Raw genomic sequence first — 20,050 nt, 5'->3', positions numbered from 1 at the left:
AGCGCATTTTCCCTTTTGTTTTAGGCACCACGGTTTCAGGGAGGAACATGGAGCGCGATTATCATAGCAAGAAGGGTTTAAATTTAAACGTTTATATGTATACGCAACCTATTGTCCGACCTCGATGGTATTGTTCGCGACGCTGCAATTCACCCCGGCATACCGGAGCATTCCCACGACCTCGGAGAGGTTCACATTGCGCGACACCCTGCCGGTAAACTGCCTCACCGGCACTTCGCCCCGGTAACTGACCTCTACGTCGTACCACCTCGCAAGTTGCCGCATAACCTCTTTCACGCCGGCATTTTTGAAATAAAACATGCCTTCCTTCCAGGCTACGGCCTCCTCCACGGTCGTAAAAGCCGTTTCGATGCGACCACCGGGCAACAGCGCCGCCTGCTGGCCTGGCCGGAGCGTGGCATGTGCGCCCTTGTTGCGGATCGACACGGAACCTTCCACCAGGGTCGTTTTCGAAATACGCTCGTCGGGATAAGCCATTACATTGAAACTCGTCCCCAGCACTTGCACCTCGGAACCGTTGAAACGCACCGTGAACGGCCTGGCGGGGTCTTTCGTCACTTCGAAATACGCTTCGCCCGTAATTTCCACCCGACGCTCCGAGGCCGGAAAAACAGACGGGAACCGGATCGACGAAGAGGCATTCAGCCACACTTTGCTGCCGTCAGGAAGCTGCACCTTGTACTGCCCGCCCCGGGGAGTGGATATCTTATTGAGGCCGGCTGTCGCCGTTTCCGACGGGCGATTATTGTAAACCACCAGACCGTCCTGCTGCTTCGTAATCTCGGTATTACCCTGGCGGGCCACCAAACCGCTGCCGACCCGGTCGAGCTCGATGCCTTGTCCGTCGGCCAGCGTCAGCAGGGCCCTGTTTCTTCCGGGTGCGACGTCCTGTATTTCCCTATTCGCCACGGCTGCGGGTTTTTCGGAGGCCTTCCTGAGCAGCCACAGCCCGGCCACAAGCACCAGCACCGCCGCCGCGGCCGCATATCTTGTCCAAATACCCATGGTCCGATACCCGCGCGCCCGGCCCGAGGCGAGGATCGCACCGAGCATACTTTCGCTTTGCAAGGCATCGAACAATGGCGCCTGATCCGCGGGTTCGAGCCAATTCCGTTTCATTGCCCGCTCGACGGCCTCATCATACCGCCCCGACCGGACGTAAAGCATCAGTTCTTCCTCCTCCGCCGGTGTTGCCCGGCCTGCGTAGTAGCGGTCGAAAAGATGCTGTATCCGTTTTTGTTCTTCGTGGTCCATACCCCTGTCGTGCTTATTCAACAACAGGACAGCAAGGCTTTCCAAAAAGGGGCTATTGCATCCGAAAAATTTTAGAAGAAAATTTTCAAAACCAGAAACGGGCTCATTTTCGCGCTTTTCCCGATGTAGGAAACGATGGACGCCGTAGCGATCTGGAGGTATTTCTTGACCGTCTCCCGGGAGAGGCCCATTTGCATGGCTATTTCATTATAGGACAACCGCTGATGCCTGCTGAGCACATATACCTGCCGCTGCCGGGGAGGAAGCTGGTCGATCGCCTCGTCGATCAATGCGTAGCGGTAATCATCCGGCTGTTCGGGTTCATCTTCGGCAGCCCCGTCGAGGCCGGTGAACCTGGCCCGTTCGGCGGCGATCTTTTTCAAAGCGTTCAATGCCGCGTTTTTTGGACACCACGAAAAGGTAAACCGAAAAGTTTTCGATCTCCGAAAGCAGTTCCCGGTTGCGCCATATTTTCAGGAAAACGTCATGCACCAGCTCCTCCGCGACGGGTTCGGAACGGGTAATGCGGTAAATATGCATCCCCAGACGCTGGTGGTAATGGTCGAACAACGCGGTAAAAGCCCGTTCATCCCCCCCGGCCACGCGCCGCAGGAGCTCCTTTTCATTATTCAATGCGGGCCGGTACATGCGGAAATACGGCAAAATGTGCTCGGAAATAATTGGTGTATCTCTTAAAGCCTGGCTATCACCGAATCTACCACCCGTGGCCGGGAACTTTCGACAGGTCTATCCGGTCGATGAGAAATGTCCACGAGGTATGTTCTCCGGCCCCGGAGATAGATGCGCCGGTAACCTAGCTTTCCGTTTCGGGCCAATTTGGTTTGAAATCCTTAACAATAGGTTTGATTACCATTAGCCACCTATTGCCCCGGCCGCGATACCTTTGCTGGCCGGTACACTATTTTATGGCTACCTTTCAACAGTAATCTATGGTAACTTATTCGATTTCGACGGTTACGAGATCATCCGGATGCCCGAATCCCCCAAAGCAATTCACGTTCATATCGTGGATAGCGACGCCAGGCCGACCGGCGATAACAGTCAGTTCTTTAAAATCTGCGGAAAACACAAACGGCCGATAAGTAACTGCTCCTGACAACTTTTTACCGATCCAGGCAAGTAGATTCCGCTGTTTCCTGCATTCTGGAATAATTATTAAGCTTCTGTGTTAAACCCACTTAACACGGAAAGCGCGCCCCGGAGAATCTTTTCTGAAAGTCAAAGCTCTGATCATTTCAATAATGAAACGGTATATCCTGATTTTTCTCCTGGGGTTGTTATATTCCTGCAAAAAAGAAGCCGATCCCGAAATTCCGGGTGGTGCCTTATATGAAGTTACGGCAAAAGGCAAACTTCAGAAGCGTCTCGAGTACCGCAACGGCCGCGTTTCGCGGGTGCTGGCTTATAGTAGTTGCGGAACACCCTATTCCATCGTTGAATATGGCTATAATGACGGGCAAATAACGGCAACGAGATCGGGCACCCGCCCCCTCTGGTCTTCGTGGAGCGGTACGCCGTGCGACCCGGATATAGCTCTCGAGTATCAGAATCATACATTTCAACTAGATAAGCAGGGGCGATTTAGTAAAGTGACAGGCAAGTATATGACAGCCGTTTATGAATATAGCGGCCAGAATGCGACTATAAGCATAGCCTACAACGACCAAAACTCGTCCAGGATTTCTTATGTGAAATTCGACGGCAAAGGCAATGTTATCGAACAAAGCGATGCCGATTCCGGCGTTTTTGGCATCAAACGTTTCGAATACGATAATAATCCCAATCCTATGCGCGGCCTCAACACTTACGGATTGCCGGACCCGTTCACATGTCCCAATAATGTCGTCCGCTCACTTGATTCGGGAGGACAGGTGCTATGGGAAAGGAAATTCACCTACAACGATGCCGGTTGGCCGCTGACCTGCCACGAGGACAACGGTTCGGTGTATGAATACCATTACAACCCCTGATATCGCCCGCCTTGCCTCCGAAATACCTCCGCGCTTGCCCCGAATGCGGCATTTTGACTCTGCGGCTTGCCGACACAGTATCGCTCGGGGACGATCCGCCGGGGTTTGAACGGTCTCCGCAAAGAGGCATTGACTAATTTACAGGGCGAACTTATCTTTGTCCGCATGTGGGACCCGCTGATCAAGAACCTGAGCAAGTTTGTACCTCTGACTCCCCAGGAAGTCGGGATTATACAGTCCCTTTTTACTTTCAGGAAATACCGCAAAAGGCAATACATCCTGCAAGAAGGAGATGTGGCCCGGTACGAAACTTTCATAGTCAAAGGTGTTACGCGTACCTATCAGGTGGATGAGAAAGGGCAGGAACATGTATTGCAATTTGGACTGGAAGACTGGTGGGTGGGCGATTTGTACAGCTTTCTGACAGAGGCTCCCACGACGTATAATGTGGATTGCCTGGAAGACACGGAGGTCATGCACATTACGAGGGCGGACCTGGAAACTTTATACGAGAAGGTGCCCAAAATGGAACGGCATTTCCGCATTATGATCCAGAATGCATTTATCACATCCACAAGACGGCTATCGGCAACCCTGGCAAAAAGTGCGCAGGAGCGGTATGAAGAGTTCATCGAAAGGTACCCGCAGATAGAGCAGCGCGTCGCCAACCATCAGATTGCTTCTTATCTGGGAATCACCCCGCAGACACTGAGCCGGATCCGGTCGCACGGCCCCGACCGCGCCTGATCATTCACAGAAACAATCCGGACACGGCTTACTCCTTCCGGCGGATCGTCCGGCAGGACACTTGCGCCGTACTTGCCTTCAATAGCCGAAAAATTAATCCATGTTAACGGATTTTATTATCCCATGCGATTGCTCCTGCACGGGATGTCGGGCAAAATTTGCATAAACAATCAGCCATGAAAAAAGCGCGATAAACCAAACAATCACATTAATAAATTATGAATATGAACAGAGATCAGATCGAATCGGCCATTCGCGAGCTCAACGATATGGTACTGAACGGCAAAGCCATGGAGGCATTCGAAAAGTATTACCATGACCAGGTTTCGATGCAGGAAAACCACCTGCCTGCCACGGTATCGAAGGCCGCCAACCGCAAGCGGGAAGAAGAGTTTTTCGACAACGTTCTCGAATTCAGGAGCGCGGCCGTAAAGGGACTTGCCGTAGGCGACAATATTTCATACGTCACCTGGCATTTCGATTACACGCATCGCGAATGGGGCGTCCGCAATTACACGCAGGTTTCCGTCCAGCATTGGCAGGACGGGCAGATCATTCATGAACAGTTTTTTTATAACAATTAAATATCGCTGCCATGTTTGCAAATACATTAAAACCGGATTTGAATTGGGGAGCGCTGTTTCTCCGCCTCTTTCTGGCATTGGTCCTGTTCCCGCACGGGGCGCAGAAAATGTTGGGGTGGTTCAATGGTTTTGGCTTCGAGGGCAGTATGCAGTACTTTACCGGCCAGAGAGGATTGCCCTGGATTATCGGCTTTCTGGTTATCGTCATCGAATTTTTTGGGCCGCTGGCGTTGATATTGGGAGTGGCAGTCCGGCTTTCCGCCGCCGCGATAGCTGTGGTGATGACCGGAATTATCGTGACCACCTTTCATGATCATTTTTTCATGGACTGGTTCGGCAACCAGCATGTCGAAGGAATGGAGTTCTTTCTTCTCGCAATCGGCATGGCGATCACGCTGGTTTTCACAGGTGGCGGCGCCTATGCGGTGGACCGCCTGCGGGAGCGCCAGGCATCGCCGGCCGCATGAAAACCACGTAACCGATGTTGCTGCCGGGCGGGCGGGTTCCCGGTCTACTCTACCTTCCGCGCTTTTTTAGAACGTCGCCCGTTCGTCAGGACCAGGGTTTCCGGCTTATCGCTACCGGTTTCGCTCACAAACTGATAGCTGAGCCGGTTGGAAAAGAGATGAAATTCATGTCCGCTGACCGGGTACAGCGTTTCCCAGTGCGGATCGGCTTTCCCTTTAATTTCCAGATGATGACCGACCCGCCTGATCAGGACACCCGAGTTTTCATCAAAGCGATATTCGCCTGCATACCGCTCCAATACGTCCTCCGGAATCGAGGCCAGCTTCTTAACGACGGGTTTATAGAAACCCTTCCAGTTATAGACGCTGGCAATGCCATTGATAATCTCGTAGATAATTTCATAACTATCGGAATTTACCATGACAACCGCACCTTTGCCGGTATGAAGGCTACCAAAATAATCGCAGTTAAAACCGGCATTACTGCCATTGTGGGCGAAGAAGGGTTCCGTTTCCCCGTTCGACAGAAAGAACCCCAGCGCCACTTTCGAGGAATCCAGATACGGCGTCAGCATTTTTCGCGTCGTTTCCGGTTTCAGGAAGTTGCCCGGCCCGCCTTTCAGCGATTGCTGGACCGCTATGATAAAACGGGCCAGGTCCGTGGGGGTAGTCCACAAGCCATCCGGAGCCAGTTCGGGGTAGATGTGGTATTTGCCCTTGTAGGCCTGGCCTCCCTCATGGTAACCGGTTGCGGCCATCGATGCCTGCTGCCCCGAAAGCGGTTGCGCAAAGGAGCTGTGGTTCATTTGCAGCGGTTTAAGGACTTTTTCGGCGAGTAGAGCGGCATAATCGCCCGATATATTATCTTCCAGGATCTTTCGTGTAATTACCGTCCCGCCGCCGGAGTACTGATATTTGATACCGGGTTTGTTGACCGGTTTCACGGCCGGACTGTTCGCCGGGCGCTGTCCGTTCAATATCTGGTTCAAAGTAGGCAAAGAGTCTCCGTAAGCGTAGCCATCGAACCCGTGGACATTCAAACCCGCCGTATGGCTTAGTAAATGGGCCAGTGTTACAGGCTGGTTCCGGGAAAATTCATTGTCGGGGAAAGACCAGCTTTTCAGGTAATGCCGGATATCGGTATCCAGCGAGAGTTTCCCCTCCTCCACCAGTTTCATGACAGCCAGCGCATTAACCGATTTGCTGATGGAAGCCGCCTGGAAGATCGTATTGGTAGTCGCTTTGCGGTTTTCAGCCACATCCGCCAGTCCGTAGGCCTGTGCCCATTCCACCTGCCCATTGTTAATTACCGCAATGGAAACAGCCGGCACCTGATAGGCTTCCATCCGTTCGCGGATCGAAAACCTTTTAGGGGTACTGTCCTGGAATTGAATCCATGGCATTAACCCGTTTTCGACCTGTTTCATGCGCTCGGCTGCCGTTTGTGCCTGACAGGAGAAATCAGAAAAACCCGCCAGATGGCAAATCAGGATCAATTTCAGGCCAATGAATCGGAACAGGTGCCCCGGGGCCGTCAGCGGCTTAATGAATGTAATTGAAAAATGTGCGTTACGCATTTCAAAGTTTACTATTTTTTCCGCACGCAAGATAGCGGTGCCGGTCGGCAAAAAATAGAATGAAATTAGCGCTTTTCCGATTTATAACTGCCGGAACCGCCCGGGAAGGAATCCGGTCAGCTCCCGAACGCACCGGTTCATATGACTTTGGTCGGCGAATCCGCATTGGTATGCTATTTCAGCCAACGGCCGCGTCGACTCTTTTATCAAAGAAAGAGCCCTGGACACGCGCAGTTTACGAACGTATTCTCCCAGTGTACAATTGAAATACCGGGGAAAGTATTTGGAAACAGTCACAGGATGCACCCCTGCCGCACCGGCCAGGTCTTGCAAAGTAACCGGCTCGCTCCATCGGTCCTGCAACAGTTCGTGAATAATCCTCACCCAGGGAGGCCCGACGCTCGTGGTTGTCCTGAGAGCTACCATACTTTGAACGAGCATATCCATGGACGCCGCCGAAAAACCGTCATTTATTCTGCATTCGTTGTACAGTTTTATGAGCGTCAACGCGGCATCCGGGTGGGCATGGATTCCTTTGTACAAGTGCTCTTCGTCCAGCTGATATCGCTTTAACCACGAGTTTCCTACCTCGAGGTTAAGATGCTGAGCGGGAAACCGCTTATGAATCGTCTGATGAGCTTCACCGGCGTGGTAAAACGTTACGCAACCCGGTCCTCTCTCGTATTGGACGGATTTCTTTCGTTCCAGGTTTCCACCGCTCAGTACCAGACTGATGTGAACATGCTCGTGGAAATGCATGGCATCGGTGGGCTGGTCGGGCAAATACACCGTTCGCTGCAAGCGGATCTCGTTGCATCGAAATGCATCCAGCTGTTCGCCTAAACACTCCCCTGCTTCCAGTGCGATCATATTAAACAGGCAGCTTCGTCGCCGCTTCATTGGTTCGTTGCACTCCTAAAAAACCGGTACCAGTTTACAAAAAGAGGGTTTGAGCTCGCCAGCAGCTATTAACAGACGAAAACGGACGTGCCCGATGTCCGTAACCGGACAGTGAGTGTCCGGTAAAAACGCATAACGTATAGCCATAACAGTCAAAACAAAACATTCATCGTTCCTTTTAGTTATAACGACTTCATTATCGTCTTTTTGCCGGCGCATGGATCAGCAAACGCCCGTATAAACCGGTGGCGGGATGTGGCCAGGGATAGATAAGGTGATCAGAGTAGTCAGGATTGTCACTGACGGTCGGGGGGGCATAATCACAAAAAAGACAATATCCGACTATCTTTGTCCACAAATGACAATCTTTGACAATTACAATTCAAAAAAGCGCGAAAACAGGGCCCGGGAAGCGATCCCGGCGGGTTGTCGGAAATATCTGTCAAGCCAATCACTTTTCAGGGTACGTAAAGATCGCCATTACGCTACTTGGCCAGTTTTTTTAAGAAAGCACTACAACCTAAGAAAGCAGTATTGAGTCATCGGTATCAACAGTCGGGTCTGCCGCCGTACCAACAAACTAAAAAACCTCCCCATGATGAGTTTCGTCACGAACACAAGAAGCCTGACCCAGTATCGCAACATTATATTTTCGCTGCTGTACAAGGGTGGCGCGCTGCTCGCGTCCCTTTTAATGGTCCCCTTGTCGTTGTCATTTTTATCCGAGTCCGCTTACGGCACGTGGCTGGTTATCTATTCGGTTTTAAGCTGGACGACTTTTTTCGATTTCGGCCTGGGCAACGGCCTGAAAAACAAGCTTTCAGAGGCTTTGGCGCTGGATGACGCGCCACGGGCCGTTAGGCTCGTCAGTACGCACTATGTGATACTGCTGCTAGTAGTCACAATCGGGATCGGAATATTCTCCGCCGCCCAACCTTTCATCAACTGGCATCGCCTACTCAATGTGGACAAACAGCAGGTTCATCTTAAGACGTTAATCTGGATCTGCCTGACCATATTCGGGTTAAAACTGGTGCTGGACTCCATTCACAGTGTCCTGCTGGCTTTTCAGAAAGCGGCGATCGTGCAATTGAATGGTTTTCTGGCCAGTTTGCTTTCCCTTGCCGTTGTTTTTGGTCTGAGCCATATGGAGGTTGAAGCGCCCCTGCGGTTACCATTGCTGGGAATCCTCGTGACGATGGCCCCTGCCCTGCTATCCCTCGGTTTCAACATCTATTTCTTCTCAGGCGAGCTGAGGACCGTCCGCCCCTCGCTCCGTCAATTTCATCCAGGCTATATCCGCGACCTGTTTTCGCTTGGAGGGCAGTTTTTCGTCATCCAGATTGCCGCGCTGGTTATCTACTCCACCGACAATATTTTAATATCCAGACTATTCAGCCCAAAGCACGTAACAGTCTACAATGTCGCCTACAAGCTTTTCAGCACGTTTAATATCGCCTGGAACCTGATCATCGCCCCCTACTGGGTTGCCTTCGGAGAAGCCTATGTGAAACGCGACTACGCCTGGATAAAAAAGGCGATGACTACCCTGTTGTACTTTTGGGCGCTGATGAATGCCTGCCTGCTGCTCTGCCTGCATTTCTCCGATCAGCTCTACCGGCTCTGGGTGGGCCAGGAAGTAAGGGTTCCTGCGGACCTTTCCGCGTCGATGGCCCTCTTCGTATCCATTGCAGCGTTTTCCAATATCTTTGCCTATTTCGTCAATGGTCTCGGGAAGATACGGGTACAGTTGATAGTCAGCACTTTTTCCGCGGCCATTAATATTCCACTGGCCATACTTCTCTCCAAAACACTGGGCCTGAAGGGAATCGTCCTGGCAACCTGCATTTGCCTTGCCATCAGCGCAACGGCCGTGTGCCTGCAATATTTCAGGGTTATCAATCAAAAGGCAAAAGGCGTGTGGAACCGGTAATCGGCCACTTCAAAAGGCTTTTCAAAGGAGCCCGGGGCGGCTCCTGCCGGGGTTTTGTCGGGTCCATTCTATTCTCCCGATTGCGCACAGGGTAGCTTTGTCTCATTCAATCACTTATTCAATTATTGAAATTATGAGAAAGCTCATCGTAACAGAATGGATATCCCTTGACGGCGTTTTCGACGCAAGCACTATGAACGAATGGTTCAATCCCTATCACAGCGACAGCAGGGCGGCTGTCATTCGGGAAACCATCGCCGACTGCGACGCCATGCTTTACGGCCGCGTTACGTATGAAATGTTATTCCCCTACTGGTCGTCATTCCGAAACAACGAAATGGGGGTGGCCGAAAAACTCAATAAAGTCAGAAAGTATTTGTACTCGCAGACGACGGAACACGCCGGCTGGCAAAATACCGAAATTCTGCGCGGCGACCTGACGGAAGAAATCACTGCGTTGAAGAACCAGTCGGGCGATAATATCCTCATTCAGGGAAGCGGCAAACTCGTAAATGCATTATTGAATGTGGGGCTGATAGACGAGATCAGGCTCATGGTCCAGCCGCACGTTACGGGAAACGGGGCCAAACTCTTCGGCCAGGATTTGAACGTCAGCCTCGATCTGACCGAGATCCGTCCGCTCGAAAAAGGAGTGACGCTCCTCGTATACCGGCCGGCCAGGTCCTGATGTTTAAGATACCGGATTGTACTGCTGCCGTCTGGCAAGGTACTCTCCCGGTGTCTGGCCTGTAAACTCGCGAAAGACCCTGATAAAATGGCTCTGATCGGCATAGCCGTGTTCAAACGCGACATCGGAGAATTTCCCGAATTGTAGCCGGTTGAGCTGCTGGAAAGCCGCATCGAACTGGCACACGCGGCGGAACATCTTGGGCGACATACCTACGTTATGCTCAAAAAGCCGCTGCATCGTACGCTCGGTCATATTCAGCTGGTCCTGCAGGGTTGTCAGCGAATATTGGCCCCGACTGTTTTTAAGTTGCGCGGCGGCAAAAGTCGCCCGTTGTACTTCATATTTGTCCGGCAATGACATAAGCGACAGAAATTCCTCCATCAGACGGAGCTGTGCCCCGAGGTCGGGGGCATTTAGCAGCCGCTCTTCCAGACCGGCTTCCCTGGCACTGCCCAGGTAACCGATATCTATTCGGCCGTCGGTCAGTTCGCTTGCACCGGTTCCCAGCAGCGGTTTCAGTGCATGAGGATGCAGGAACCATGCAATGAGGGTAAAACCGCCTCTGATCGACAGCTCGTCGGGCCGGATCGTCTGTCCGTGTAGCATCAGGTTCCCGACATTGCCCGCACCCGTTTTGGCGCTGGCGGTCTGAAATACGATGGCCGGCGAGCCATTGGCAAAAAGCGGTAATGTAAAGTCCGATGTACTTTCATGGCGGATCACGAAAATCCCGCTGACGAGATGGGTCAGAGATTGGGATGGAGCAAGATACCGGACCTGCATGGCATTGAGCGAACGTTCGACGAAATATAACGCTAAATCCCGACTTCCGTGAATACTGCCGCGCTGTATCAAAAGTGGTGATCTCCGCACCGGCCGCCATATTCAGGGCCTCGCGGTCGTCGGGCATGCCTTTCAAATTGGAGATCCCGTACGGCATACCCAGCTGAACCGCGCCGAGCGCAGTGTTGCGAAAAACGGTATCCTTTAAATGCGATGGTTTTCATGAACAGGCATAGCAAAGTGCTAGCTAGCCAAACCGCATACGCAGTGCGATTAAAAAAATGCAGCGGGGAGCTAGCGGTGCGATCAGGGAAGGTTCAGGTTACCCTGTGCATATTTATGCTCGTAGCGGATCGCACTTACCTTCCAGCGCCCGTCCGCTTCGGTCAGCCGGAAATAATATTTGCCATACACGGTCCAGATTTCATCGTTGGGCTGCTGATGAATGGCTTGTCCGTAGCAAAAGGCCGTAGCGTGCAGCCCGTTTACCTCTACAAAATGGTTGCAAAGATAGTGCATGGTGAATTTGAATTTGGGGAGAAATGCGGCCCAGTTGGCTGTGATCTGCGCGGATTTTATGGTTTGGGCGGCCTGCCCGGAAAGCGAGTGATAATCGAAATCGACATCTTCGGTAAACGCGTTCGCCAACCCCTCCCAGTTGTGTTCGTCGGCGTATCTGAAAATGGAGCTGTATGTTGTCATGATTGCGTACTCGGGGTTGTTCATATGTATCATGAAAAATTAATATTTAAATATCCTGCTCTAAATACGCTCATGCCGTTGGCTCCCGGAATTTCCAAATCACCACCCGGTTTCGAAATCCTGAATAAATATAGTATTTATTCTATAACACAAATGTCGTAAACAATCGACAGAAGGCTTTTTTAGCAACTGAAAACATGCTTTTAGTACGAAAATATATCGAAAAATTGTAGTAAAGTTAAACTATTTCGACAAAAGAATAGCCTATTAGTACAACTAATTGCATTTTCAATGCATTATATTGTATGTAACCAACACAAGTATACAAAAGTTGATTAATAAAGGTTATAGAATTACATTCCAATATACGTCGCATAAATTCTATAAATCTCAGCTTACCAGTCCCCGGAACGCTATCCGAATGGGAGCAGCTCCTTTGTGCACAGTCGGTATGATTGTCTGGAAAGGTTATGCGGAATTATTGTAAAAATACAAAGTCAAAATATAAAGCGCGTTACGTTTTGCAAAAATGAAAAACGGATTGATCACTCCATTTTGGACATGGATATTACCCGACGGCAACGGGCGTAGAACAACGATAGAACCTGTGAAGTGTTTCGACAGCATGTGAGCTACTTAGCTATATAAACTCTCCCTGCCGGGACGATATCTTTGCAAGTAACTACCAGTATATGAAGCAAAATAAACGTTCAAAATGATCGGCATTCACACACACTAGGCACAGTTAATACCGGAAGGCGAAAGCCCCGATTGTTCCTCCAGAAAACACATATTCTTTATTAACCAACTAAACTTTCATCACATGAAACGACAATTATTACTATTGGCCAGTCTGATCCTTGCCGGGTCTTCTGTCTTTGCACAAAATGGAAACGTAGGCATCGGAACTTCTACGCCTGGCACAAAGCTGGACGTAAATGGCGCTATTACCAATCGCGAGACCGTCCTTACTGTCTCCGGCAACGCCGTAAGCGTGCCGGCCAATACCAGTCAGGTGCAACTAACGGGCTCCGCCACGGCTACCATCGCCGTCAGCGCCCCGGCGGCACCTAATGCAGGCCAGCGCCTGGTGATTTTCAACAATACCACCGGTGGCTTCGAAGCCGTCCTGAACAACTTCCAGGTCCCCGCAGGGCAAGCGGTGGAATTCTCGTACAGCAACGGTAACTGGTGGGCCTTTAAGTACGACGTAGCGAAGCCGCAGATGCTCGTGGTGGAAAAAACAGCTTCGAACAATATGGCAAAAGGAGCAAACGGTACGTCGAGCCTTCTCGCTTCGGACGTATTGAAGGCCAATACAATACCCGGCGCCAGTTATGATGAGTCGAGCAATGCCATTACTGTCCCTGCCGGTACTTATCTTGTGCAGATGGTCATCGAGGGAGACTATGCAGGGGGTGATGCGAGCACCACGGGTGACGGCTTGAAGCCAAACCACAGTTTCTTTTACGATTTTCCCATCAATAACGCTGGATCGAAAAGAATTCACGGAAATACAATAGGTAATTTCGGAGGTGCTTCAAACTTCGGTGTTACCATCCAGTATGTAACGACCATCACGACGCCGAGAACCTTTATTTTTCAATTAGGGTGGGGACAAGGAGGTAACGTCCTCGTAGGCACGAATTACAATATCTCTACCGGAACACAACTGGCGTTGACAAAAATCCTATAACCAGCATCAACAGGAAACTATGAAAAGAATTTTTATATGCTGCCTGCTGACGATGCTGTGCCGCCATGTAGCGCTCGCGCAGTTATACAACGCAGGGACCGTCACGAACGATGGCGGGCTGATCAGCGATTGGGAGAATCAATGGTTCAACGCGTCTACGGGCGTTTTTGATGGGCTTAACAACGGTGTTTTCGAGCACCATGGGCCGTCGTCGCAGACGTTCATGAACGACGGCGTTTATAATGCCAGCGGAGGACACATCGACAAATTCATGGGGCCATTGGGAACCACCGGGGCCCAGGAAATAGGTGGGAGCGTACGTCCTTATTTCTTTAACCTGGAACTGATCAACGGAGCAGGACAATTGATCGAGATTACTAATTCGGACGGTGCAAATGTAAGAAGTTTAGCCACGTTCTCGAATGGGATTACAACGACGATCCGGACTGCCCATCAGCTTGGCGCACTGCGGTTTGAGGATGGAGCCAGTTACACCGGAGGTAACACCGACAGTCAGCACGTAGACGGTTACGTGAGCAAGATCGGGGACGATGCGTTTGTTTTTCCGGTCGGAAGCGGCACGGATATCCGCACGCTCGAAATCAGCGCACCCGCGGCAGCCACCGACCATTACAGTGTCGCCTGGATTGCCGGAGACCCCACATCTACCACCGACCCGTCGGGGACGCCCGCTCAACACCCGATTGCCTCTTTTGCGACGGGACTGCAGGCGGTAAGTCCGGTTGGGCAGTGGGACTGGATTGCCGGGAACACCATTACCACGGAACCGGTAACGCCGGCGACAGGAACCGGTGAAGGCTTGAATATCAAAGTGTCCATCCCGGACATGACAGGTTTTGCGCAGGCGGGGGAATTGCGGCTGGTGGGTTGGAACGGAAGCCAGTGGATGAATCTGAGTACCGGCACTGCACCTTATGCCGGCAACAGCTACGCCAGCGGGAATACCGAGAACAGCATCCTGGAAGGCACTATGATCGCCGGTATCACGGCCATTGGAATCGGACGCACGCCTCCATTACCTGTAAAACTTATTAGTTTCAATGGCAAAAAAGAAGGTACGACGAGCATCCTTACCTGGGAAACAACCGAGGAAACAAACAGCGACTATTTCGAGGTGCAGCACAGCATTAACGGAAAAAAATGGCATGCAATCGGCACTGTTGCGGCCACCGGCGAAAGCAGTGTGCTGAAAGGTTACCGGTTTTCGCATGCGAGCCCCGTGGAAGGAGAAAACCTGTACCGGCTCAGAATGGTAGACAGAGACGGAACCTTCGCGTATAGTGTAATACGTAGCCTGGCATTCGATGATGCGGTGAGTCTGGAACCGTATCCAAATCCTGTTTCGGAAAAATTGTTTTTCAAAAACTATACACAGCTAAAACAGGTTGTTTTGTACAATTCTTCGGGCAGACAGGTACTGGCACAAAAGCAATTGTCGGGTGACGGAATCGATGTCCGTGGGCTGCAGCCCGGCTTGTATGTGGTAAGCCTGACCCTACGCGACGGCACCGTCAAAACCTGCAAGCTAGGCATTACAAAGTAACCTGATACCGATTATGCCCGGCGCCCCCACGGCCCCGGGCATACCTCTCGGTCTTACCGTTCACGGCCAGACTGGTATTCACACACTTAACCAATCAGCATTTCGCTCATGACTACGCTAATCGTGACCGAGAACCTTCTGTTTGCCCTGGGCATGCGGGTGATTCTCGAAGAAAATTGTCCCGGCGCCTGGGTCCTGGAAACCGGCACCGTAAAGCAGGCAACCGACCTGGCGATGACAAACGATATCAATTTGCTGGTTTTGGATATAACTGTCAACGGCGGCAAGGACTTTAGCGGAATCATGAAATTCCGTGAGTCGAATCCGGGAACTTTTATCATCGCATGGTTAGGCGGTGATCCACGACAGGTATTTCCGCTACTGCGTATAGGGGTAAACGGAGTTTTTTCAAACAAAGCAAAACTCGAAGAAATTCGTACCGGCCTGAAAGTATGCGAGCCTAAAACGCGGTTTGTCAGCAACGATCTGCAACAGATTTTACTTGCCCACCTTATTCCGTCATACCAGGAGAACGAGATGACGGCCCGCGAACGACTGATCGCAGATCTTTTGGCTGAGAACAAATCGAGGTTTGAAATCGCATCGATTGCGGGCATCAAGCCCAACTCCGTCGGTTTTTACAAACGGAAAATTTACGGGAAACTGGGCGTCAAAAATGTCGTCGAACTCAATGTGAGCCTCAATAAGTTGGCCGTTGCCCGGCATTGACCCCCGCCGGAGCAGTCTTGCAGTGGCCACCATCGGGTTGACTAATCACCGTGCATTTTGCCTGAGCAGGTAAAATGCGACAAAAATTAATTGCAAAGCAGCGTCGTACAGGTAAACCGGCGAAATAACTTCCGACGCTGCATAGTAAATATCGATAACCGCAAATGCCAGGGCAGAGAAAATGCCGAGGGCAGTCCCCGTACGCTTGCCGGATTTTTTCGAAAGCAGCAGCGTAGCCCCGATGGCACCTGAAAGCAAGCCGACCATTTTAACCAGCCAGATATCGGTTTTATCTCCGGTGGCCCACATGAAACTTCTGAGGTGTATGATCGGCCAAAAGCCGGTTACCAGGTAGTAACAGCCCTGAACCGCCATGATAACGGACAAAGTGATCTTCGACGACTTTTTCGCTTTCATACCAACCCTTGTTACTGTATAATTAACGCAGCAGCGAGCTTACCCTACCAACCCTCTCCTATTTGTTTGCAGGAAAACTAACCGGCATTCGTACACGGAACAACGTACCGCGGCCTGGCTGGGTTTCCACTTCCAGGTTTGCATGCAACATATTGCACAAGTGCTTCACGATCTGCAGGCCCACACCTTCGCCTCGCGGTGCGGCCTCCGACATCGCCTCCAGCTCTTCGCCGGACGGGATTTCCGGAATATTGACCGGCAATACCTGATCCGGCTCGGCCAGGTCCGGGCCCAGCACGGCCGTCGACTCGACCGTCGGCCTGAGCTGTTCCGACAAAACCTTCGTGACAGCACCCGATATTCCCGGCCCCGAATCCTGGATACTTAACACCCAATGGTAGCTTCCCTGCAAGGACCAGGAAACAGAAACGATGCCCTTCTTGTCCGAATCCAGGCTACTGTAAGACAATGCATTGACCAGCAGATTCTGTGCGATGCGGCGAAGTTTGGTGCTGTCGGTCTGCACTGTCAGCGAATCAGGGCCATCCACTTTCAGGATGATCCGATGTTCGCGGGCCATGCCCTGCGCCCCTTCTACCAGTTCCCGAAGGAGCTGGCTGACATCCACCGGCCCGATTTGCAACGCTTCCTGCCCGGATTCCAATCTGGACAAGTCCATCAGCTCGGTGAGCATCGACTGCACATTGGCAAGGTTCCGGTTGAGCATTTCCAGGTACATTTGCCGGTCGTCATCGGTGAGCTCCTGTAATTGCAGCAAGGTAGCCGCCGAGGAAGCGATGCTCACGCTTCCGCGCAGGTCGTGCGATGACTTTCTGAGTATATTCCCGCGCTCCCTGGCCAGTTCGTTCATTGTTTCGAGCGCACTTTCGAGGGTCGTCAGCCGTCCGGCGGCATGCAACCGTTGCAACTCGTCGTACTTTTGCACGCTGGCCGTAAATGTTTCCTGAAGAACCGAAGTGATCTCACGGTGAACGTAAAGGAGCAACGATTTGTCGGTATCGGCGAACAGTTCCTCGTAAGTTTCCAGCTCCCGGTACAGAATCTCCGAAAGGTGGTTCAGTTCCCGCATTGTTTCGATCAGGGCCAACGCCTTATGCCATCGGTGCAGGCCATGCCCGCCGGCCACATACGAAAGGTCCTCCTGCGGCGGCAATCCCAGCAGGCGCTGTTCGAGGATGTCCAGAATAACCGGCATCAGGTTATTGAATTCCTGACGCGTGAGCGAGGAGACTTTGCTCAGTTTGTCATCATTTTCACAGGCCATCCGCCAGTTATTGAGTATGGCCTCCCGCCGGTTAAAAAGGTATTCTGTAATATGTGTCAGCGATTCAGAATCAATTTTTTGCATGTTTATCGAACTGGTTTGTCATCAGAGGATTTCGCACACCGCCTGCTTACCGGGCGGGTTATATACGAATATGTGCAAAAGCCATGCCACGTTCCGGTCTATATGCGCGGCGGTCGTTATTTGAATGTTACCACATTTTTACTCTTGTAAGCCATTCTTTCGCCGGTTAGCGGTACCTTTGTGTAACGGCTTTTCATCAAGGCTGGCTAGTGGTTAAACAATTATACATGCAGCAACGAAACAAAAACGTTGTTTATCTGGTCGATGACGACGAAGATGACAGGATGCTTATCAGGGACGCCCTGGAAAATATTTCCCTTGGGTGTACGATCTTCGAGTTCAGCGACGGCGAGCAATTGCTCAGTCGGCTACCTGCTCATCTGGAGGCAGATGCGCCGTCGGTGATCCTGCTGGATATCAATATGCCGCGGGTAAGCGGAATGGAAGCACTGGTTAAGCTCCGTTCGAATCCGGCTACCTCGCATATTCCCGTTGCGATCTTTTCCACCAGCTCCGACGCCCGCACAATCGCCGCCGCTTACACGGCCGGTGCCAACGCTTACCTGGTCAAACCGGTTTCGATGTCCGACTACCAGCGCATCGCCTGTGCGGTAACGCTCACCTATCTGCAGGCCGACAACTGCCTGCCAGGCGAGGCCACATACAAATGGCCGCAAACCAAACCCAAAGGCGTGCTGGTAATAGAAGACAATAAAGACCATTGGAACTTAATGCGGCCCGCCTGGTCGAAAATGCCGCAGGAATTAAAACCGGCTCATGCCGATTCCGCGTCGACAGCCATGGCTTACCTCGAATCGGCTTACCATGGTGCCGCTCCGCCCGTCGGACTGATTGTTCTGGACCTGTACCTGCCCGACCGCTCCCAGGGATTGCAGCTTCTCAGCAACATCAGGCAGTTTTATTCGCAGCGCAAACTTGCACTGGTCCCGATCATTATTTTCAGCATTTCGGAGGATATGGAGGACGTCCGGGCCAGTTACCGGCGCCTCGCCAGCGCATACATTCCCAAATCTACCGACCTGACAAGGTCGGCTTTTCGCTTAAAAAACGTATGCATGGCGTGGTTGGCTATGATCGTTATGCCTAAGCTGGCATAATTTTCTAGGGGCCTGGGACCATTTTCAACGAGTTCCGAATCTGACTATGCCATTTTTTCGCCCGATCTGCCTGATCGCATTTCATTTCTTGCTTTTGAACCAACCCTGTACTGCCCAGAAGACAGGCCCGGAAAAATTCGAAAAGAGGATTATCGCCAAAGGCCTGTCCGACCCATGGGAGATCATCTACGGGCCGGACAGTCATTTGTGGGTAACCGAATCCAAAGGTTACCGCGTACTGAGGATCGATCCGGCCGGCGGGAAAAAATCGGTGCTGCTCGACCTGAACACCGAAAAATTTTTTCCCGATTATGACTCGATCGATGAGGCTGCCGACGGCGGGAAACCCATGCCTCAAGGTGGCCTGATGGGCATGGCCCTTCACCCGCGGTTACTGACGGGCAAGCCATTCGTTTACCTGGCGTATGTCTACGATTTCGAGGGCAAAAACCACTCCGGCGACGGTCGGGACCCGCAGGATCAGGGGTTTCATTACAAAACCAGGATTGTCCGATACCATTATAACCGGCAGGATAACAAGCTTGAACGTCCCCAAACCATTTGCGATTCCATACCCGGCAGCAACGACCACAATGGAGGCAGGCTGTTGATAGCGGCGGTCAATGGCCGGGATTACCTCTTCTATTCCATCGGCGATATGGGTGCGGGTCAATATCAAAACGCGGCCAGACCTAATTACGCGCAGACCCTGGCGAGCTACGAGGGGAAAATCCTGCGGTTCCACACAGAACCCGAAACGGGCGGCGAATGGGTTCCTGCCGACAACCCGTTCAACAACGAGGGCCGCAGCGCGGTGTGGTCGCTTGGTCACCGCAATGCGCAGGGGCTTGCCTCCATGAAGCTCGGGGGCGACGAAATCATTTTCTCCTCCGAACACGGCCCGTTTTCCGACGACGAAATCAATATCATTAAACGCGGCGGCAACTACGGCCATCCGCTGGTGATTGGCTATCCCGACGGCAACTACAATGGCCTTGCGGCAGGTGTTACTGCGTACGATAGCCTGCCCGGCCCGTGGAACACTACTTATCCGGTGATTGCGGACGAACTGACAAATGCCCGAAAACTCAAAAACTTCGAACCGCCGGTTAAAAGCTTCTTTCCTACCCCAAACAAAACGCTTCTGGCCTACATGGACACCATCCGGACGGGGCAAAAAAGTCCCGTCTGGCCGTCGCTTGCCCCATCCGGCATTGCGGCCTATACCTCCGGCGCAATCCCCGGCTGGGAGGGCTCCCTGTTGCTTACCTCGCTGAAAAACGGCAAAGTGGTCAGGGTACGGCTAAGCGCCGATGGCAAGGCCGTAAAAGGACAAACTGACTATTTCCACAATCAGGTGCGGTACCGCGATGTCGCCATATCGGCCGACGGACGCAGCGTTTACCTGGTAACCGATCGATCGGTGGTCACTTCCGGGCCGTCGGGAGAGAATCCCGAACAATCCGCCGAGCAGGGAGCCATCATCGAATTCACCTATAAGAAGTAA

Annotated in this window: 20 protein-coding genes; 11 read left to right on the top strand and 9 right to left on the bottom strand. The window is 51.9% G+C overall.

The window, feature by feature from the left end; translation table 11 throughout:
- Positions 1-108 precede the first annotated feature (108 nt).
- The 3 genes from ABV298_RS22195 to ABV298_RS22185 all read right to left on the bottom strand — a co-directional run bounded on the left by ABV298_RS22195 (position 109) and on the right by ABV298_RS22185 (position 1,938).
- Complete coding sequence (locus ABV298_RS22195; protein ID WP_353718350.1) at positions 109-1,275, bottom strand: FecR domain-containing protein; 1,167 nt, start codon at positions 1,273-1,275, stop codon at positions 109-111.
- Between the two features lie 71 nt (positions 1,276-1,346).
- Entirely contained in the window at positions 1,347-1,667 is a 321-nt protein-coding gene (locus ABV298_RS22190; RefSeq protein WP_353718349.1) for a sigma-70 family RNA polymerase sigma factor, read from the bottom strand.
- Entirely contained in the window at positions 1,597-1,938 is a 342-nt protein-coding gene (locus ABV298_RS22185) for an RNA polymerase sigma factor (RefSeq protein WP_353718348.1), read from the bottom strand. The genes ABV298_RS22190 and ABV298_RS22185 overlap by 71 nt, the downstream gene beginning before the upstream one ends.
- Positions 1,939-2,537: 599 nt before the next feature.
- On the opposite strand from ABV298_RS22185, the gene ABV298_RS22180 reads away from it, so the two are divergent.
- The 4 genes from ABV298_RS22180 to ABV298_RS22165 all read left to right on the top strand — a co-directional run bounded on the left by ABV298_RS22180 (position 2,538) and on the right by ABV298_RS22165 (position 5,064).
- Positions 2,538-3,266, top strand: coding sequence for a hypothetical protein (locus tag ABV298_RS22180; protein ID WP_353718347.1), 729 nt, complete (start codon positions 2,538-2,540; stop codon positions 3,264-3,266).
- A 66-nt stretch (positions 3,267-3,332) separates the two neighbouring features.
- A complete protein-coding gene (locus ABV298_RS22175; protein ID WP_353718346.1) occupies positions 3,333-4,013 on the top strand; it encodes a Crp/Fnr family transcriptional regulator in 681 nt (226 codons plus the stop codon).
- Positions 4,014-4,237: 224 nt separating this feature from the next.
- On the top strand, positions 4,238-4,597 hold the full coding sequence (locus ABV298_RS22170) for a SnoaL-like domain-containing protein (protein ID WP_353718345.1): 360 nt from the start codon (positions 4,238-4,240) through the stop codon (positions 4,595-4,597).
- Between the two features lie 11 nt (positions 4,598-4,608).
- The gene (locus ABV298_RS22165; protein ID WP_353718344.1) at positions 4,609-5,064 is read left to right on the top strand and encodes a DoxX family protein; all 456 of its coding nucleotides are present in this window, start codon (positions 4,609-4,611) and stop codon (positions 5,062-5,064) included.
- A 44-nt stretch (positions 5,065-5,108) separates the two neighbouring features.
- Here the strand turns inward: ABV298_RS22165 and ABV298_RS22160 are convergent, their stop codons facing one another.
- Positions 5,109-6,641, bottom strand: coding sequence for a serine hydrolase domain-containing protein (locus ABV298_RS22160; protein WP_353718343.1), 1,533 nt, complete (start codon positions 6,639-6,641; stop codon positions 5,109-5,111).
- Between the two features lie 81 nt (positions 6,642-6,722).
- The gene (locus tag ABV298_RS22155) at positions 6,723-7,541 is read right to left on the bottom strand and encodes a helix-turn-helix transcriptional regulator (RefSeq protein ID WP_353718342.1); all 819 of its coding nucleotides are present in this window, start codon (positions 7,539-7,541) and stop codon (positions 6,723-6,725) included.
- Between the two features lie 598 nt (positions 7,542-8,139).
- Between ABV298_RS22155 and ABV298_RS22150 the strand changes: the two genes are divergently transcribed.
- Entirely contained in the window at positions 8,140-9,474 is a 1,335-nt protein-coding gene (locus tag ABV298_RS22150; RefSeq protein ID WP_353718341.1) for an MATE family efflux transporter, read from the top strand.
- A gap of 133 nt (positions 9,475-9,607) precedes the next feature.
- Complete coding sequence (locus ABV298_RS22145; RefSeq protein WP_353718340.1) at positions 9,608-10,162, top strand: dihydrofolate reductase family protein; 555 nt, start codon at positions 9,608-9,610, stop codon at positions 10,160-10,162.
- Positions 10,163-10,165: 3 nt separating this feature from the next.
- Here ABV298_RS22145 and ABV298_RS22140 read toward each other — a convergent pair whose 3' ends face one another.
- Positions 10,166-10,948 carry a helix-turn-helix domain-containing protein gene (locus ABV298_RS22140; RefSeq protein ID WP_353718339.1) on the bottom strand — a complete coding sequence of 261 codons (783 nt, stop codon included), beginning with the start codon at positions 10,946-10,948 and terminating at the stop codon, positions 10,166-10,168.
- Positions 10,949-11,254: 306 nt separating this feature from the next.
- Positions 11,255-11,650 carry a nuclear transport factor 2 family protein gene (locus ABV298_RS22135; protein ID WP_353718338.1) on the bottom strand — a complete coding sequence of 132 codons (396 nt, stop codon included), beginning with the start codon at positions 11,648-11,650 and terminating at the stop codon, positions 11,255-11,257.
- An 823-nt stretch (positions 11,651-12,473) separates the two neighbouring features.
- Here ABV298_RS22135 and ABV298_RS22130 point away from each other — a divergent pair.
- The 3 genes from ABV298_RS22130 to ABV298_RS22120 all read left to right on the top strand — a co-directional run bounded on the left by ABV298_RS22130 (position 12,474) and on the right by ABV298_RS22120 (position 15,639).
- Entirely contained in the window at positions 12,474-13,346 is an 873-nt protein-coding gene (locus ABV298_RS22130; RefSeq protein ID WP_353718337.1) for a hypothetical protein, read from the top strand.
- 19 nt (positions 13,347-13,365) lie between these two features.
- Positions 13,366-14,910 carry a T9SS type A sorting domain-containing protein gene (locus ABV298_RS22125; protein WP_353718336.1) on the top strand — a complete coding sequence of 515 codons (1,545 nt, stop codon included), beginning with the start codon at positions 13,366-13,368 and terminating at the stop codon, positions 14,908-14,910.
- 108 nt (positions 14,911-15,018) lie between these two features.
- Positions 15,019-15,639, top strand: coding sequence for a LuxR C-terminal-related transcriptional regulator (locus tag ABV298_RS22120; RefSeq protein ID WP_353718335.1), 621 nt, complete (start codon positions 15,019-15,021; stop codon positions 15,637-15,639).
- 45 nt (positions 15,640-15,684) lie between these two features.
- Here ABV298_RS22120 and ABV298_RS22115 read toward each other — a convergent pair whose 3' ends face one another.
- Together ABV298_RS22115 and ABV298_RS22110 are read right to left on the bottom strand one after the other, a co-directional pair.
- A complete protein-coding gene (locus ABV298_RS22115) occupies positions 15,685-16,056 on the bottom strand; it encodes a hypothetical protein (protein ID WP_353718334.1) in 372 nt (123 codons plus the stop codon).
- 58 nt (positions 16,057-16,114) lie between these two features.
- Complete coding sequence (locus tag ABV298_RS22110; protein WP_353718333.1) at positions 16,115-17,425, bottom strand: HAMP domain-containing sensor histidine kinase; 1,311 nt, start codon at positions 17,423-17,425, stop codon at positions 16,115-16,117.
- 227 nt (positions 17,426-17,652) lie between these two features.
- Between ABV298_RS22110 and ABV298_RS22105 the strand changes: the two genes are divergently transcribed.
- Positions 17,653-18,543, top strand: a complete 891-nt coding sequence (locus tag ABV298_RS22105) for a response regulator (protein ID WP_353718332.1) — start codon at positions 17,653-17,655, stop codon at positions 18,541-18,543.
- Between the two features lie 46 nt (positions 18,544-18,589).
- Positions 18,590-20,050: a PQQ-dependent sugar dehydrogenase gene (locus tag ABV298_RS22100; RefSeq protein WP_353718331.1), complete on the top strand. Its 1,461-nt coding sequence runs from the start codon at positions 18,590-18,592 to the stop codon at positions 20,048-20,050.

Source organism: Dyadobacter sp. 676, assembly GCF_040448675.1.
Taxonomy (GTDB): Bacteria; Bacteroidota; Bacteroidia; order Cytophagales; family Spirosomataceae; genus Dyadobacter.
The sequence above is the reverse complement of the archived record's forward strand: the minus strand, read 5'-3'. Positions and strand labels throughout refer to the sequence as shown.

Coding starts and splice junctions, on each gene's coding strand:
- ABV298_RS22195 (WP_353718350.1), bottom strand. CDS start 1,275: ATGGACCACGAAGAACAAAAACGGATACAGCATCTTTTCGACCGCTAC.
- ABV298_RS22180 (WP_353718347.1), top strand. CDS start 2,538: ATGAAACGGTATATCCTGATTTTTCTCCTGGGGTTGTTATATTCCTGC.
- ABV298_RS22170 (WP_353718345.1), top strand. CDS start 4,238: ATGAACAGAGATCAGATCGAATCGGCCATTCGCGAGCTCAACGATATG.
- ABV298_RS22165 (WP_353718344.1), top strand. CDS start 4,609: ATGTTTGCAAATACATTAAAACCGGATTTGAATTGGGGAGCGCTGTTT.
- ABV298_RS22160 (WP_353718343.1), bottom strand. CDS start 6,641: ATGCGTAACGCACATTTTTCAATTACATTCATTAAGCCGCTGACGGCC.
- ABV298_RS22155 (WP_353718342.1), bottom strand. CDS start 7,541: ATGAAGCGGCGACGAAGCTGCCTGTTTAATATGATCGCACTGGAAGCA.
- ABV298_RS22150 (WP_353718341.1), top strand. CDS start 8,140: ATGAGTTTCGTCACGAACACAAGAAGCCTGACCCAGTATCGCAACATT.
- ABV298_RS22145 (WP_353718340.1), top strand. CDS start 9,608: ATGAGAAAGCTCATCGTAACAGAATGGATATCCCTTGACGGCGTTTTC.
- ABV298_RS22140 (WP_353718339.1), bottom strand. CDS start 10,948: ATGCAGGTCCGGTATCTTGCTCCATCCCAATCTCTGACCCATCTCGTC.
- ABV298_RS22135 (WP_353718338.1), bottom strand. CDS start 11,650: ATGACAACATACAGCTCCATTTTCAGATACGCCGACGAACACAACTGG.
- ABV298_RS22130 (WP_353718337.1), top strand. CDS start 12,474: ATGAAACGACAATTATTACTATTGGCCAGTCTGATCCTTGCCGGGTCT.
- ABV298_RS22125 (WP_353718336.1), top strand. CDS start 13,366: ATGAAAAGAATTTTTATATGCTGCCTGCTGACGATGCTGTGCCGCCAT.
- ABV298_RS22120 (WP_353718335.1), top strand. CDS start 15,019: ATGACTACGCTAATCGTGACCGAGAACCTTCTGTTTGCCCTGGGCATG.
- ABV298_RS22115 (WP_353718334.1), bottom strand. CDS start 16,056: ATGAAAGCGAAAAAGTCGTCGAAGATCACTTTGTCCGTTATCATGGCG.
- ABV298_RS22110 (WP_353718333.1), bottom strand. CDS start 17,425: ATGCAAAAAATTGATTCTGAATCGCTGACACATATTACAGAATACCTT.
- ABV298_RS22105 (WP_353718332.1), top strand. CDS start 17,653: ATGCAGCAACGAAACAAAAACGTTGTTTATCTGGTCGATGACGACGAA.
- ABV298_RS22100 (WP_353718331.1), top strand. CDS start 18,590: ATGCCATTTTTTCGCCCGATCTGCCTGATCGCATTTCATTTCTTGCTT.